At 38.6% G+C, this 13095-nt stretch carries 10 protein-coding genes; 3 read left to right on the top strand and 7 right to left on the bottom strand.

What is annotated here, in order from left to right:
* Positions 1-2: 2 nt before the first annotated feature.
* Both ISP07_RS09265 and ISP07_RS09260 read right to left on the bottom strand, forming a co-directional pair.
* The gene (locus tag ISP07_RS09265) at positions 3-1259 is read right to left on the bottom strand and encodes an MFS transporter (protein WP_209327447.1); all 1257 of its coding nucleotides are present in this window, start codon (positions 1257-1259) and stop codon (positions 3-5) included.
* 104 nt (positions 1260-1363) lie between these two features.
* A complete protein-coding gene (locus tag ISP07_RS09260) occupies positions 1364-2368 on the bottom strand; it encodes a LacI family DNA-binding transcriptional regulator (RefSeq protein WP_054554018.1) in 1005 nt (334 codons plus the stop codon).
* Positions 2369-2624: 256 nt separating this feature from the next.
* On the opposite strand from ISP07_RS09260, the gene ISP07_RS09255 reads away from it, so the two are divergent.
* Positions 2625-4883, top strand: coding sequence for a TonB-dependent receptor (locus ISP07_RS09255; RefSeq protein WP_209327446.1), 2259 nt, complete (start codon positions 2625-2627; stop codon positions 4881-4883).
* 77 nt (positions 4884-4960) lie between these two features.
* Here ISP07_RS09255 and ISP07_RS09250 read toward each other — a convergent pair whose 3' ends face one another.
* A complete protein-coding gene (locus ISP07_RS09250; protein ID WP_209327445.1) occupies positions 4961-8113 on the bottom strand; it encodes a M1 family aminopeptidase in 3153 nt (1050 codons plus the stop codon).
* Entirely contained in the window at positions 8107-8976 is an 870-nt protein-coding gene (locus ISP07_RS09245; protein ID WP_138618928.1) for an ABC transporter ATP-binding protein, read from the bottom strand. Before ISP07_RS09245 ends, ISP07_RS09250 begins: the two co-directional genes overlap by 7 nt.
* A gap of 303 nt (positions 8977-9279) precedes the next feature.
* Here ISP07_RS09245 and ISP07_RS09240 point away from each other — a divergent pair, with 303 nt between their 5' ends.
* Both ISP07_RS09240 and ISP07_RS09235 read left to right on the top strand, forming a co-directional pair.
* The gene (locus tag ISP07_RS09240) at positions 9280-10791 is read left to right on the top strand and encodes a sensor histidine kinase (RefSeq protein WP_228290568.1); all 1512 of its coding nucleotides are present in this window, start codon (positions 9280-9282) and stop codon (positions 10789-10791) included.
* Entirely contained in the window at positions 10784-11452 is a 669-nt protein-coding gene (locus ISP07_RS09235; protein WP_138618926.1) for a LytR/AlgR family response regulator transcription factor, read from the top strand. Before ISP07_RS09240 ends, ISP07_RS09235 begins: the two co-directional genes overlap by 8 nt.
* Here the strand turns inward: ISP07_RS09235 and ISP07_RS09230 are convergent.
* From ISP07_RS09230 to ISP07_RS09220, 3 genes are read right to left on the bottom strand one after another with little or no spacing between them, the layout of a single operon-like run.
* Complete coding sequence (locus ISP07_RS09230) at positions 11449-12048, bottom strand: SGNH/GDSL hydrolase family protein (RefSeq protein WP_138599233.1); 600 nt, start codon at positions 12046-12048, stop codon at positions 11449-11451. The two genes, ISP07_RS09235 and ISP07_RS09230, sit on opposite strands and share 4 nt — an antisense overlap.
* A complete protein-coding gene (locus ISP07_RS09225) occupies positions 12048-12572 on the bottom strand; it encodes a DsrE family protein (RefSeq protein ID WP_209327444.1) in 525 nt (174 codons plus the stop codon). The genes ISP07_RS09230 and ISP07_RS09225 overlap by 1 nt, the downstream gene beginning before the upstream one ends.
* 47 nt (positions 12573-12619) lie before the next feature.
* Positions 12620-13084 carry a flavodoxin family protein gene (locus ISP07_RS09220; RefSeq protein WP_138618922.1) on the bottom strand — a complete coding sequence of 155 codons (465 nt, stop codon included), beginning with the start codon at positions 13082-13084 and terminating at the stop codon, positions 12620-12622.
* Positions 13085-13095 lie beyond the last annotated feature (11 nt).

Below are 13095 nucleotides of genomic sequence, written 5' to 3'. Positions count from 1 at the left end.
AATCATTCCTTAATTGCCTGACGTGTCAGACCATTTTCTAAAACAAGCGTCGCTTTTTTAAACGCCGAAACACTCACTAACAACATGACTATTGGCAGCAAAGTTAGATAAAAGGCGTGCTGGCCACTAAACTTATCGAACACAAAGCCCGTAATTATTGAACCCGTGGTGCCCCCTAAAGCCGAGAAAACAACGATTAAGCCAGTCATCGCAGCATGTTTATGCTTTTCTAAAGAACTCAGCATGACTGAGTTGAGTAAAGGGTAAATAGGTGCCATAAAAAAACCAACTAGAGGCAACATATATGCCGCAAAAGGCACATCAAAAATATTTTTTACTTGGCTGCCATCAACATCATGAGTAAGAGGTAAAACAAGTAAAATCAACAGCCCCATTGTAATCAGGCAAGTCAATAGCATCTTGAACCAACTAATAAACCTAAGTACTTGCCCAGCAACCAAACGGCCAAGCGCTAACGCTGCAGCAAATAAACTAGCGAGCTGAATACTGACATCAACGGGGAGTTTTAAAACTTGATTGTTAAAGGTAGGCAGCCAGGTACCCACTCCTTGTTCAATTAAAACGTATAAAAAAGCACTAACTACAAAAATAAGCACTAAGGGTTGGTAAGTTAATTTCAGCATATCTAAGAAAGCGTCTACTTGTGACTGTTTCTGGTTATGTAACTCAGGAGATTTAATTGGCGCTGTTAAAACAGTAAAGGTAGTCACTAAGACGATCGCTGCTAGCATGTAATATACATTCAACCATTCATTACTTTGGGGGTTATTAGCATCGATGAATAATGCAAAGATCCAGTAACCCGATAACACCCCAAGCATAAACACCCCTTCAATAGTGTTTAGCAAAGACGAATGTTTGTTCGCGTTATCAGAAAGTTGACCAATAATTGAGTAAACAGAGATTTTCACTACAGCGAAGCTACAACCAATTGCAGCAAATAATGCTTTTAGCACCCAAAATTCAGCAATGCTTGGCACCAATAAACACAGAGCCGACACTAACAATAATGCACCGAGCATCGCGATTTTGTAGCCTATTCTTGGAATGAATGAAGCGACTAAAAAAGACATAATGGCAATGCTCAAATCCTTAAATCCCTCTAAAACAGAGGCATCCGTCTTGCTAACATCCAGACTATTAATTGCTTGTAAAATAACAGTGCCTACACTATTGAGCATAATTGCAAATACAAAATAGCTGCTTGCTAACGCTATGGTAATTCTTAATGAAGCCATTTAACTATACCGAAAGTAATTTTTACTCAGTCTAGTTGAGTGGAATTTCTTTTGCAAACGTTTGCAATAACAAAATACACAATTTATTCACAAAAAACCGAGCTCTATTTGCTAGATTGTCGATTTATCATTTCAATTTCAACAACTTGGGAGTTAACTTTTTGGCCTGCGAGTTGTGCAAGTAGTTTTTCAACCAAAATAATAGAGGCGCGCTGGGTATTTTGCTTAATAGTTGAAAGGGATGGATGACTAATATCAGCCATAGAAATGTCATCAAATCCGATAAGACCAACATCATTTGGTATACTGATGTAGCGTTCTTTAAGGGCCTTCATAGCGCCAAGAGCGACCATATCACTGCATGCCATAATCCCATCGAAACAAAGCCCCTTATCTACCAGTAACTGATTTATACCCTGATAAGCAGCTTTACTCGTGATATCGATAGACAGTACATTTGGCGTGGCTTTTGCCTTTGAAACTGCATCTAAGTAGCCTCTGTAGCGTTCACCAATTTCAGCGTGAGCAGGATCACCCAAAAACAACACATTTTTTGCACCGTGCTCAAGTAAGCGTTCAGTGGCTAAACGGCCTCCCAAGTAATTATCACTACCAACTATAGGGTAATTACTTTCTGTTTTTGGATCTCCCCAAACAACCAATGGAACACCCGCATTTGCAGCTGCCTCAATATTCGCCTGGCTTTTACCTTGTCCGACAACAATCAAACCATCAGCCCGACGGCTGTTGATGAAATAATTGACCCAATCATCACTTGCCATAAATGAGTTAGAAAGTAACAGTTCGAGGCCATGCTTATTCAGTGCAAGGTTAATTTCGCCAACAAGTTTCAGTAAAAAAGGGTCATTAATTGATTGTTCTGTGTCACCATCAAGATTGATCATCACAGCAATCACATTGGTTTTTTGCGTTCGAAGACGGCTTGCAGCAGTATTCAGACTAAAGTTGTGTTTCTTCGCTAAACGCTGAAGCTTCTGCCTAGTTTCTAGTTTAATCAAAGGGTTATCATTAAGTGCTCTTGACACTGTCGAGGTAGATACACCTGCTAATTTAGCAAGATCAACTAGTTTTAATTTTTTATCGTTCATGGCAGTAACACAGTAATCCTTAAACTGGGATAACAATATAGCATTTTTTTAAACAAACAACTGCTTAAAATTTTTTATTAAAAATCAATAACAAAACCAAGTTAACTGGAAGAAACCAAGAAAATTGTGAAAAACAGTTACAAAATTGTTTGCAAACGTTTGCATAAACTTCTATGGTTTAAATAGGCAAAGCATTAACAATTTTTTAAAATCTTGTTATGCAGTGTACTTAACAACAGATTAGTGGGAAAAAACTATGGCAACAAAACACACACGAACTGCAATTGCATCCGCAATTCTTTTAGCAATGTCAGGCCAAACTGCTTTTGCTGAAGAGCAGACACAACAGGCAGCAGAAGAAAAAGTAGAACGCATTATTGTATCTGGTACACCAGGTGGTGTAGGTGTTCGCAAAATTGACGCCGGTTATGCCGTGACGAATATTGATGCTGACCAAATTGTTAAACTTTCACCTAAAAGCACCGCGGACTTGTTTAAAGCTGTACCTGGTGTATGGGTAGAAAGCTCTGGTGGTGAATCAGGCGCGAACGTATTTGTACGTGGCTTTCCGGGTGGTGGTGATGCACCATTTTTAACAATTAGCATTGATGGCTCTCCTATCTACCCTGCTCCGACGCTCTCATTTTTAGAAAACTCTTCTATTTTCCGTCTTGATGAAACAATTGAGACAATGGAAGCACTTCGCGGTGGCCCTAACCCAGTTGTTTCAAACGGTCAGCCCGGTTTAACAACAAACTTCCGCTTAGAGCGCGGTAGCGAAGATACCGAAGCTATTTTTAAGTACACAACATCTGATTATGACCTACAACGTATTGATGCGATGGTAAGTGGTGAAATTTCTGAAGATTTTTACTACATGGTAGGTGGTTACGTTAAGAGTTCACCTGGTATTCGTGACGCAGGTTTTACCTCAGAAAAAGGCAATCAATTTACGATTAACCTTACAAAGGTGCTAGACAATGGCACCATCAACTTATACAGCCGTCATACCGATGATCACGGTGCGTGGTACTTACCTACGCCTTTAAATGTTGAAGGTATTGATGCTGGCTACACACAACTTGGCACTCTAAATCGTCAAGCAACTATATATACTGGCCCTAACAATGATGAACATCAAATTGACTTAGGTGAAGGGCGCGGTTGGAAAGGTCATGTGTCTGGCGGTAGCATCAAGCTTGAATTTGATAATGGCTGGCAGTTTGTAGATCGCTTTAACTTTACTAAAGGTGATGCAAATACCTACGGCCTTGTTCCAGCAGGCTCTGCAACAACATTGGGTGAAGTAGCAACTAATGGTGAAACCGCAGCAGGTGCAGCAACAGGCACTGTTTATGATGCAGATACACCAGTACAACAACTTGGCCGTTGGGTTGTATTAAAAGAAATTAGTTCATTCACTAATGATCTTGCCTTTTCTAAAGACTTTGGTGACCTGTCTGCCGCATTCGGTTATTACACAGCAAGCACATCTGCAAACGACTGGTGGAGCTTAGGAAACGCTGCTTATCATGTACTTGAAGCTGGCGGTGAGATGTTAAATGACATTGAGTGTAATGCAAGTACTGAAGGTTGTGCATGGAACTACGATATTAACTCGACAGGTGATGCACGCACTAATGCGTTTTACTCAACAGCTCAGTATAAAATCAATGATGCATTCACACTTGATGCAGGTATTCGTTTTGAAAATCACGAAGTAGAATACACTGTAGATGAAGGCCTAGATGGTGTTATTACTAAATCTATCCAGTACGATGAAAGCAAAACATCATGGACAACAGGTATTAACTACTCAATTAATGATGATATGGGTGTATTTGCACGAGTTAACCGTGGTTATAAGATGCCTTATTTCGATGATTTTCGTGATAACTACGGCGCTTACCAAGGCGGCGAAAAGTTAATCAAAGAAGTGACACAGGCTGAATTCGGTTACAAGCTTTTGACCGATAGCACTGATTTTTATGCCACTTTATTCACGAATGAAGTAAAAGGTGACACTTTTGTTCGTCGTCCAGGCGCCCCTGCTGAAATTTTAACAAATGAAGCATACGGTATTGAGCTTGATTATAACTATAACCACGAATCTGGTTTCTCAGTTAACTTAAACTCAACACTGCAAGAAACTGAGATCACAGAAAGCCCGACCAACGAAGGCAACGAAAGCCAACGTCAGCCAAAATGGCAAGTACGTGTTACACCGAGCTATGACTTTGAAGTCAGCGGCATGTATGCAACTCTATACGGCACAATTTCAGCAGTTGATGATCGTTGGGGCGACAACGAAAATACTGTTACATTAGAAGGCTATGAAAAAGTTGACCTAGGTTTAATTGTTGAGCCTATGGAAGGTATTAAAATACAGTTAGCTATTGATAACTTAACTGATGAACAAGGCATTACCGAAGGTGATCCTCGTAATGCTGATGCACCAAATGGCCGTTATATTATGCCTCGCACCACGCGTTTAAGCGTAAGTTATGAGTTTTAAACTCTCCTAAAATCCCTTGGTTGTAAGTCAATCAATACCCAAGCCACAGTGTTTTACAACCTGTGGCTTTTTTGTATTTATACTTCCAAAAAAAGCTTATTAACTAAGTCTTTCTCTTGTTCATTAAGTTGTTCTTGCAACGCTCTAATAAAATCCATTGACGTTGCTGGTCGATTAGGAAACGCATATTTTTGCCATACTGATTTTAAAGCAGCCACAATCACAGCATCGCCAATTTCATTTCTAAGTTTTGCAAATACAAGAGTAGCTTTGGAATACTGATCGTAACTTTTTGATGAGTCTACCAACGCTTGCTTTGTCGAAATATCTAGCCGAGAAGCTTGTTGATATCGCTGAGTTTCATATTTGACTAATGCATCGACAGCCTTTTTTCCGTATCGTTTTTCAATCACCACAAGCTCTATATATTTAGCTAATGATTCAATCAAAAAAGCGCTATCTTCAGGAACACTATTGCCAATATCATGACCAAACCATTGATGAGCCGTTTCATGTACTGCACGGCGGTAGCGTTGATCAAAACCTGCGCCTTCACTTGGTTTAGCTCTAAAACCGACCTTATTATCAATCAACATGATTTCAGGTAATGCATACCCTGTCCCACCAAATCCTGTTGCGTCGATCAAACTGAGCTTTGAACCGTTGTACGCATTAAGATTATTATTAAACCAAAAAAGCGTGTCACTCATAGCTTGTAAGTTAACTTTTACGGCATCTTTATTAGCTTCTGTTGCACTTGATTTAGTAAAAACCTGTAACTTCACACCCTCATAAATTAACTCAGTTGCTGCAAATGGAAATGACAACCAAGCAGGTAAGTTGTTAATTGGCACTGTCGTCTGAAATTTAAAAACGGCTCTTTGCCCTTCAACAATATGCGCTATTTTCTTCCCCTGTGAAACGACCTGATAACCTAGGGCGGTGGTAACTTTGCTTTTCATGGTGATGCGTTCATAGTTATATGGTACTTGGTATGTTGCATTAAAAAGCTTTGAAGGCGGTGTTTTAACATAGAGTGGAAGCCCATAATCTAACCTTAACTGCTCGTCATCTAATTCATAGTTTCTTTGATACCCAAGCGTCGGTAATAGCGGAACTGAACGAATATAACTAAATTCAGGCGTTATGATTTGATGCCCTTGTGTAGGCCATAACTTGGCTTGCTTTACTACAAATTGCGTTTTAAGTTGCCTTGTTTCGAATGGCTGAAGTGCGGATTTAAACTCGTAAATAGCTTGGTTCATTGATGGATAAAATGCGACTTGCTCAGCTCCTTCTATTTTAATATCTGCCCATTGATAGAAGCCTGCACGACCTATCAATACCTGTTTTATTGGTTTTTTGTGAGGGTTAGTAAATGAGTAGGTTAAGTTAAATTGGGCTGACTGCTTATAAGGATAGAAATCTATTTCTGCATCGATATGACTCACTTTTGGCTGAGCTTTATGTTTCCAACCAGCAAACATTTTTTCATAATTTGCTTTAAATGTTTCTCGTTTATAAGAGTTACTTAATGGCTTTTCTGAAATTAAATTAGTATGTAGCTGCCAAAATAAATTGATAGCCAAAACTGCAGGTATTAACAGCCAAGCATCTTTATTTTTAGGTGCCCTACTGCCCATTCCTGTCCCGCGGTGATTAAAAGCCTGACTAACAAGCACAACACTAAGTAATAATACTAGCCACGCGCGGACATAAGGCCAGTAACTACTTAAACTTGCTCGATATCCCCAAAATTCATTAGCCGGCTGCAATGGTGTCCAAGCTACACTCCAAAACGTGTGTGTTAGCCCCAAATAAGTCATTACTGGGGTAAATTTAAGTAACAAAATGGCAAACACCACTAAAGAAGCAACAAGCTCTGAGCGCAATAAATTAAAAATACATACAAATATCGAAGCAATGATAGCTAGCGGCAGTCCCATTAAAGCTAAGGTATAAATAGGGTGATAAGCGTCAAAGTCACTGCCAATAAAAAGTTCAGCTAACGATGCACCAACAAAACCTATTAACGAAAAAACAAACACCAAACTCACTATTGCCAATAATTGGCTATGCAAAATCGAAGCAGTCTTAATAGGCGCTGCCGCAATTATCTCTGCTATTTTATAGTGCCTAGCATTACAACTAAGTTGCCAACTCCATAGAGCCATCAGTAAACAACCGAGCAATATATACATATCAAAGGCATATTGATTAACAGCATCAATGCTAGTTGCTTTAATAACACTCATTGGTTCTGCATACTGAGAAGAAGATGCAACACTATTAAATACTAACCCTAGCCATAAAAGTAACAGAATAAGAGTTATAGGTTGTTTTAATATATTTAAAATTGCAGCTTTATATAGCTCGAATAGAATCGAGCTTTGACGAAATGTAGGCTTTACCGTTTGAAATTGAGTGTAAGGCCTAAGGTCAGACTCAATACATTGTTGTTTGGGTTGCTTTATCCTTGCATATACTTGGGGGTGCGAGCCAACAGCATGAGTAAAAATAACAATTGCTAGAGTAAAACAAATAAAGCGATTAGTATAAAAAGGCGTATTTTGCGACTCGCTAAAACTTGCTATTACCGTTGTATAAGCAAATGGGTCTAACCAAATAAATAGCTGATAAAACGTTTCGTTTAGTACACTACTTCCTGCCAGAATTGGATTACCCGTTATACTCGCAGCGAACAAATAAGCAATCCAAACACTTGCAAAAGCGGCGTAGATAATCATTGAGCTTCGAAACCTTTGACAAAGCCAAAATGCCAAAGCAATAAGTAAAAAACAGTTTATGAGTAGAACAAAACCACTATAAAAAACTGTATAACCAAGTATTTGCCAACTAAATCCATTATTTTGAAAATGTACGTAACTCATAACCAACGTACTGCTTAATGAAACCATCATTAATAGACTTACAAAACCACCTATTCGAATATAGTTTTTTTGTTTTGAACTTACTGATGCAACAGCAATAATTTCGTCCATATGAAAGAGGTGGTCACGTAAGAAAATTGCTGGCGATAATGCTCCAACCAATAAAGCCAATTGCATCATGTGTAATGACACTAAATGCAATTGATAGTGCTGTAATGGGTCAACATTACTTGTTGCAAGCCCTGAAGAAAGTGAAAATGCAAAACTTGGCGCAATAAGCAAGCATACCCAAACTATTGGTTGACGAAAAAGATACTTTAACTCATTGATTATTAGCATAATTCACCTCTTCGAGATTTTAGTTCAAAGAAGTACTTATCTTGTAATGATTCTGCAGCCAAAACAGCCCCTGTAGTTGGGCGCTCTGCGGCATAAACTCGAAAGACGGGCTCACCATATCGATAACTTTGGCTCAGTACTAAAGCGTCTTTGGGCAGTGCGCGTGGCAAAGCTTTTAATACCCATACTTTACCTTTGAGTTGGTTTACTAAGGTATCGATATGGCCACTTTGGATCAGTTGACCACCTTTAATCATCGCCACAAAGTGACATTGGTTTTCTATGTCTTCCACAATGTGTGTTGAAAGCAAAATCAGTCGATTCTTACTCATTGAAACTAATAAGTTATTGAGACTCTCTCGCTCTGCCGGGTCAAGCCCAGCAGTAGGCTCATCTAAAATGATTAATTTAGGATCACCCAACAATGCTTGAGCAATACCAAAGCGCTGTTTCATTCCCCCTGAAAAGTGACTGACTCTTTTATTTGCATGCTGAGTTAAGTTTAATGCAGTAAGCAGGTCATCAATCTGTTGCTTTGTCTTTTTAGATTCAAGCCCTTTTAATATGGCGATGTGTTCAAGTAATGCTCTACACCCCATATGTGGGTAAACACCAAATTGTTGTGGTAGATAACCAAGTTGCTTACGTAACTTGTCAGGGTCTTTTAATATATCTAAGCCACTAAACTGTATACGGCCAGAATTAATAGTTTGCAGGCATGCAAGAGTTCTCATCAGACTAGACTTGCCAGCGCCATTTGGCCCCAGCAACCCTACCATGCCGCTGGGTAACTCAATGGTTATATCGTTAAGTGCTTGAGTTCCATCAGGGTATGTTTTCGAAATATGCTCAAGTGTTAGCATTTATTGGCTCCTTAATTAGCACAAATCTAGATTAAGGAATGGCAAAGCTCGCTGCTACGAAGTAATGATCAATGAGTCAAGTTTGATGATGAAAGCAAAATTTCTTATTTCGTCATCAAAAAAAGAACTTTCATCAAGATGTGGATGAATAAAGAAATAAAAACGTTAAGCTAAATCCATTATAACGCTTAATCAGAGTATTACTCCCTCAGTTTCCACATTATTTAGAAATTAGGGTAATATATAAATGTTCGAAAAAACAACAGTGTACGTTGCAAAAATAAAAACTGAACGGAGTAGATTTTGCTGGCAGCTATTAGCTATTTATCATCACTTAAAAACACAAAAAGCATGGTTGCTCTACTACCATTAATCGCTGCGATACTACTTGAAAGTCATATTCGCTATCTTTCGCTGAGAATTGATTCACCCAGTACTTATCTAACAGTAAATTTACAGCTAATATTTGAGTGTATCCCTTTCTTAATCGCTCACTGGATGGCATCACAGCATTCTTCAAAGCAGGCTTCAAAATGGTGGTTATCTGGGTTTATTGGTTACCCAATACTCATTTATCTGTTAAGCAACAGCTTGCCACCTTATGATAAATGGCACTACTTACAAGAGCAATGTTGGTTACTATGCAGTCTAGCAAGTTTACTTTGGCTTTCATCCCAACGCTTTAAGAAGAACCAAAAATCCAAATTAACCAGTTGGATGAGCTCTTTGTTTACATTAAATAAAGTTGTTTTTGTTATATGTTTTGGCTGGGCCTTTGTCATGGCTGGCATACTCAACAGCCATAACGAACCTTTGCTAAATCAACCCTTTGCATTGATATTTGATACTCAAAAGCTACTTACAAACTATAATCAATTTATTTGGTATTTTTCTCAGCTTTTGGTCTACGCAATTATTGTACACGGCACTTTTTTATTTAATCGTTACATTTTAATACGTCAATTCTTAGCCAAGCATGGAGTGCTCATTTTTGTATCTGCATGCTTAATTAGCATGGTTGTTTTAACACCATTACTTGCCGCTATTGTGCTTACATTGCCTGTTAATGACTTACCCTCAAATGTTGCCAATCTAACTCCGGGAGGCAACCTAGACATTATCAATAAGTACAATTATCAGTTTATGTTTTTATTTTTAAGTATCTCTACACCCATTATCTTGGCGTTTGAACGCCAGCAGCACCACCATAAATTAGAAGAAATTGCCAAACAGCAAATAAAAACAGAACTAAAGCTATTGCAGCAGCAAATTAATCCGCACTTTTTATTTAATACTTTAAATAACTTATATGCACTTGCATTAACAAAATCAGAAAAGACACCTGAATTGGTATTACAGCTGGCTGACTTACTGAGATACACCGTCTATGAAGGGCAAAAACCATTCGTTCTACTCGAAAAAGAGCTAAATTACATTAAAAACTTTCTTGAACTGCACAAGATAAGGCATGCAAATAACTGTAGATTTAACCTAGCATGGCCTGAAACTAGTCACCCTCTTTCTATAGCGCCACTGCTTCTTATTATTTTAATCGAAAACACCATAAAGTACGGTGTTGAACACGCACAAGAAAACGCTGAAGTAACGATAAAACTAACCTTAAATGGCAACGTTTTAACGTTATATTGCGAAAATAGCATTCCTCGCAAAAACAATAATGATAATTCAGGCATGGGGCTAAACAATTTAAAGCGCCGTTTAGAGCTTCTATATCCAGAAAAACATACTTTATTAGTGCATAATCACAATGGACTTTGGCAAACCACCCTCTCTTTGGAACTATCAAATGATTAAAGCAATTATTGTTGATGATGAACCACTTGCTCATCAAGTAATTCTTCATCATTTAGAGTCGTATTCAGATATCAAAGTAGTTTCTCAGCATTTCAGCGCAAAAGATGCTTTGTACCAATTAGCAAAATCAACTATTGATGTCGTTTTTTTAGATATAAACATGCCAGAGTTGTCAGGGTTAGAACTCATTCAATCACTCGCTAACCCGCCTCAAATTATCATTGTGAGTGCTTATGAAGAATATGCACTCGCAGGTTACGAGCTAAATGTTACTGATTATTTACTCAAACCTGTATCTGCACAACGTTTACAGCAAGCAATAAATAAAGTCCGTGAACGTATTTCCCAAACGCCGAAAAGTAAAACAATCACCCTAAAAGTAGATCGCGAAAAACGCAAGCTTAGCTTAGATACAATTGAATACATTGAAGCGTATGGAAATTATGTAAAAGTGCACCAAGAAGACCAAACGATCCTCGCAACAACAACCCTAAAACAGATCTTAGAGCAGCTATTAGGCTCATTCACTCAAATCCATAAATCATACATAGTGAATAACAGCAAAGTCATAGCTGTTACGAACGAACATGTAGAGCTAGATACTGGTGATAAGATAAAAATTGGTAAATCATTTAAAGAACACAGCAAAGTATTACTTTAGAGACAACTTCTCAAGTGATCTACAAGTGTCTTATGCTGTGAGCTTGGCCAATGAACGCCTTCTGAAGAACATGGTGTTATTAATTCAAAGCAGTTAACGAAACAGCAGTTGTTGCTGTCAGCAACATTTTTAAACTCTTCCACTAACCGTTTTGCTTTTAGCTCTGCTCCTGCATAAATAGATTTATACGCGCCAACCTCATACACCGCTGGCGGGCTCAAAATTATTATTTTGGGTAATTCACGGTGCCGATAATAGTTTTTTATATCTAAAATAAGTGCTTCTAGTGCGTTGGCAATATCAACAACCGACAGCGCAAAACGGCGCTTTAAATCATTCGTGCCGAGCTGAATAACAATCACATCTAAATGATAAGCCGCTAGGTAAGGCTCTAGGTATTTAATGCCCAGTTTATCACCACTAAAAGGTGGGTCGTTCACCAGTGTACGATTGGGCTGGCCAGCTTCAATCACTTGGTAGCCGGCACCTAATTTAATACCCAGTAAACTAGGCCAGCGCTCATCGGCTGCAAAGCGTTTACCATCGACGGGCGAAATACCATAGGTGTTTGAATCACCAAAACATAAGATATTCATTAGAATGGATTCAGTGTGTAACCTTGCTGCTGCAACTGAGCATGCGCGGTCATTGCCGATAACGCCATTTGCACACCAGGAATAAGCTGTTGCTGTTTTACCTTCATGTGCGTTGCAGACTGTCCACACACATAAACAACGGTATTATGCGCTAACAATTGAGTGATCAATTGCTGATTTTTATTGTCACTGGCAAAGCGCTGTTTATAAAAACTGTTTTCCAGTACATCAACACTTGCGCCACCATGCACAACTAAAGCAAGTTGAATGTTCTCAGGCTTCACACCATGGGCTATATGCATATTAATAAACCGTGCTAATGAGTTCATTTTGTTATTCGGCGCCCCTTTTTCTGCCGCATCTGCTACATCAAATGCCACTTTGAAAACCGTTTGATCAGAGATTGGTGCATGGTTTGGCACATCATAATAAAAACCAAAACCTTTGATAGCAGGCTCAGCTTGCTCTGCATGACTAAACGAAGATAATAAGGCTAAAGATAAACCTAACAGTGTTGATTTCATAAAAGTTCCTGTTGTTTTTTACTCTAGCCTACCTTGTTTAAACCCGTTTAACTAGCATCAATATGTTGGTGCGCTTTAAAGGTCATGCCTAAGTAATTAAAGGTGTTTTTAAACATCTCGATAAACGCGTTAGGTGCCTGAGCAGCTCCTGCATTTGAGAGCAATGAAAACTGCTTTTCACGCAGTGTTCTCAGTTTTGGCCTGAGAGTTTCATCATCCATGTAATCAGTGATCCGGTCTAAAAATGCTTTAAACTGCGGTGTGGTGTTATACCAATACACTGGCGATGCCAGTACCCAGTGTTGATAATTCAACAGCGCTTCAAATACCGCATAAAAATCATCATTTTTATATTGCTTATCGTAGCAATAAGGCGAGATAACATAGTCATCTAGACATACCAGATCACCGCCATATTGGGCTTTATAATCATTAACTTGTAAGCTTGTGTTACCCGTTTTTCGTGCACTTGAATAAATAATTACCGTATTTGTTGTTGTTTTTTGTTGCATGACTATCACTC

It is taken from the genome of Pseudoalteromonas sp. PA2MD11, assembly GCF_017808125.1.
Classification (GTDB): domain Bacteria; phylum Pseudomonadota; class Gammaproteobacteria; order Enterobacterales; family Alteromonadaceae; genus Pseudoalteromonas; species Pseudoalteromonas simplex.
This window is presented reverse-complemented; position numbering and strand designations above follow the sequence as displayed.

Excerpts from the sequence above, each read along its gene's own strand:
- ISP07_RS09250 (WP_209327445.1), bottom strand. The coding sequence starts at position 8,113 with ATGCTAATAATCAATGAGTTAAAGTATCTTTTTCGTCAACCAATAGTT.
- ISP07_RS09220 (WP_138618922.1), bottom strand. The coding sequence starts at position 13,084 with ATGCAACAAAAAACAACAACAAATACGGTAATTATTTATTCAAGTGCA.
- ISP07_RS09230 (WP_138599233.1), bottom strand. The coding sequence starts at position 12,048 with ATGAATATCTTATGTTTTGGTGATTCAAACACCTATGGTATTTCGCCC.
- ISP07_RS09260 (WP_054554018.1), bottom strand. The coding sequence starts at position 2,368 with ATGAACGATAAAAAATTAAAACTAGTTGATCTTGCTAAATTAGCAGGT.
- ISP07_RS09255 (WP_209327446.1), top strand. The coding sequence starts at position 2,625 with ATGGCAACAAAACACACACGAACTGCAATTGCATCCGCAATTCTTTTA.
- ISP07_RS09265 (WP_209327447.1), bottom strand. The coding sequence starts at position 1,259 with ATGGCTTCATTAAGAATTACCATAGCGTTAGCAAGCAGCTATTTTGTA.
- ISP07_RS09235 (WP_138618926.1), top strand. The coding sequence starts at position 10,784 with ATGATTAAAGCAATTATTGTTGATGATGAACCACTTGCTCATCAAGTA.
- ISP07_RS09245 (WP_138618928.1), bottom strand. The coding sequence starts at position 8,976 with ATGCTAACACTTGAGCATATTTCGAAAACATACCCTGATGGAACTCAA.
- ISP07_RS09225 (WP_209327444.1), bottom strand. The coding sequence starts at position 12,572 with ATGAAATCAACACTGTTAGGTTTATCTTTAGCCTTATTATCTTCGTTT.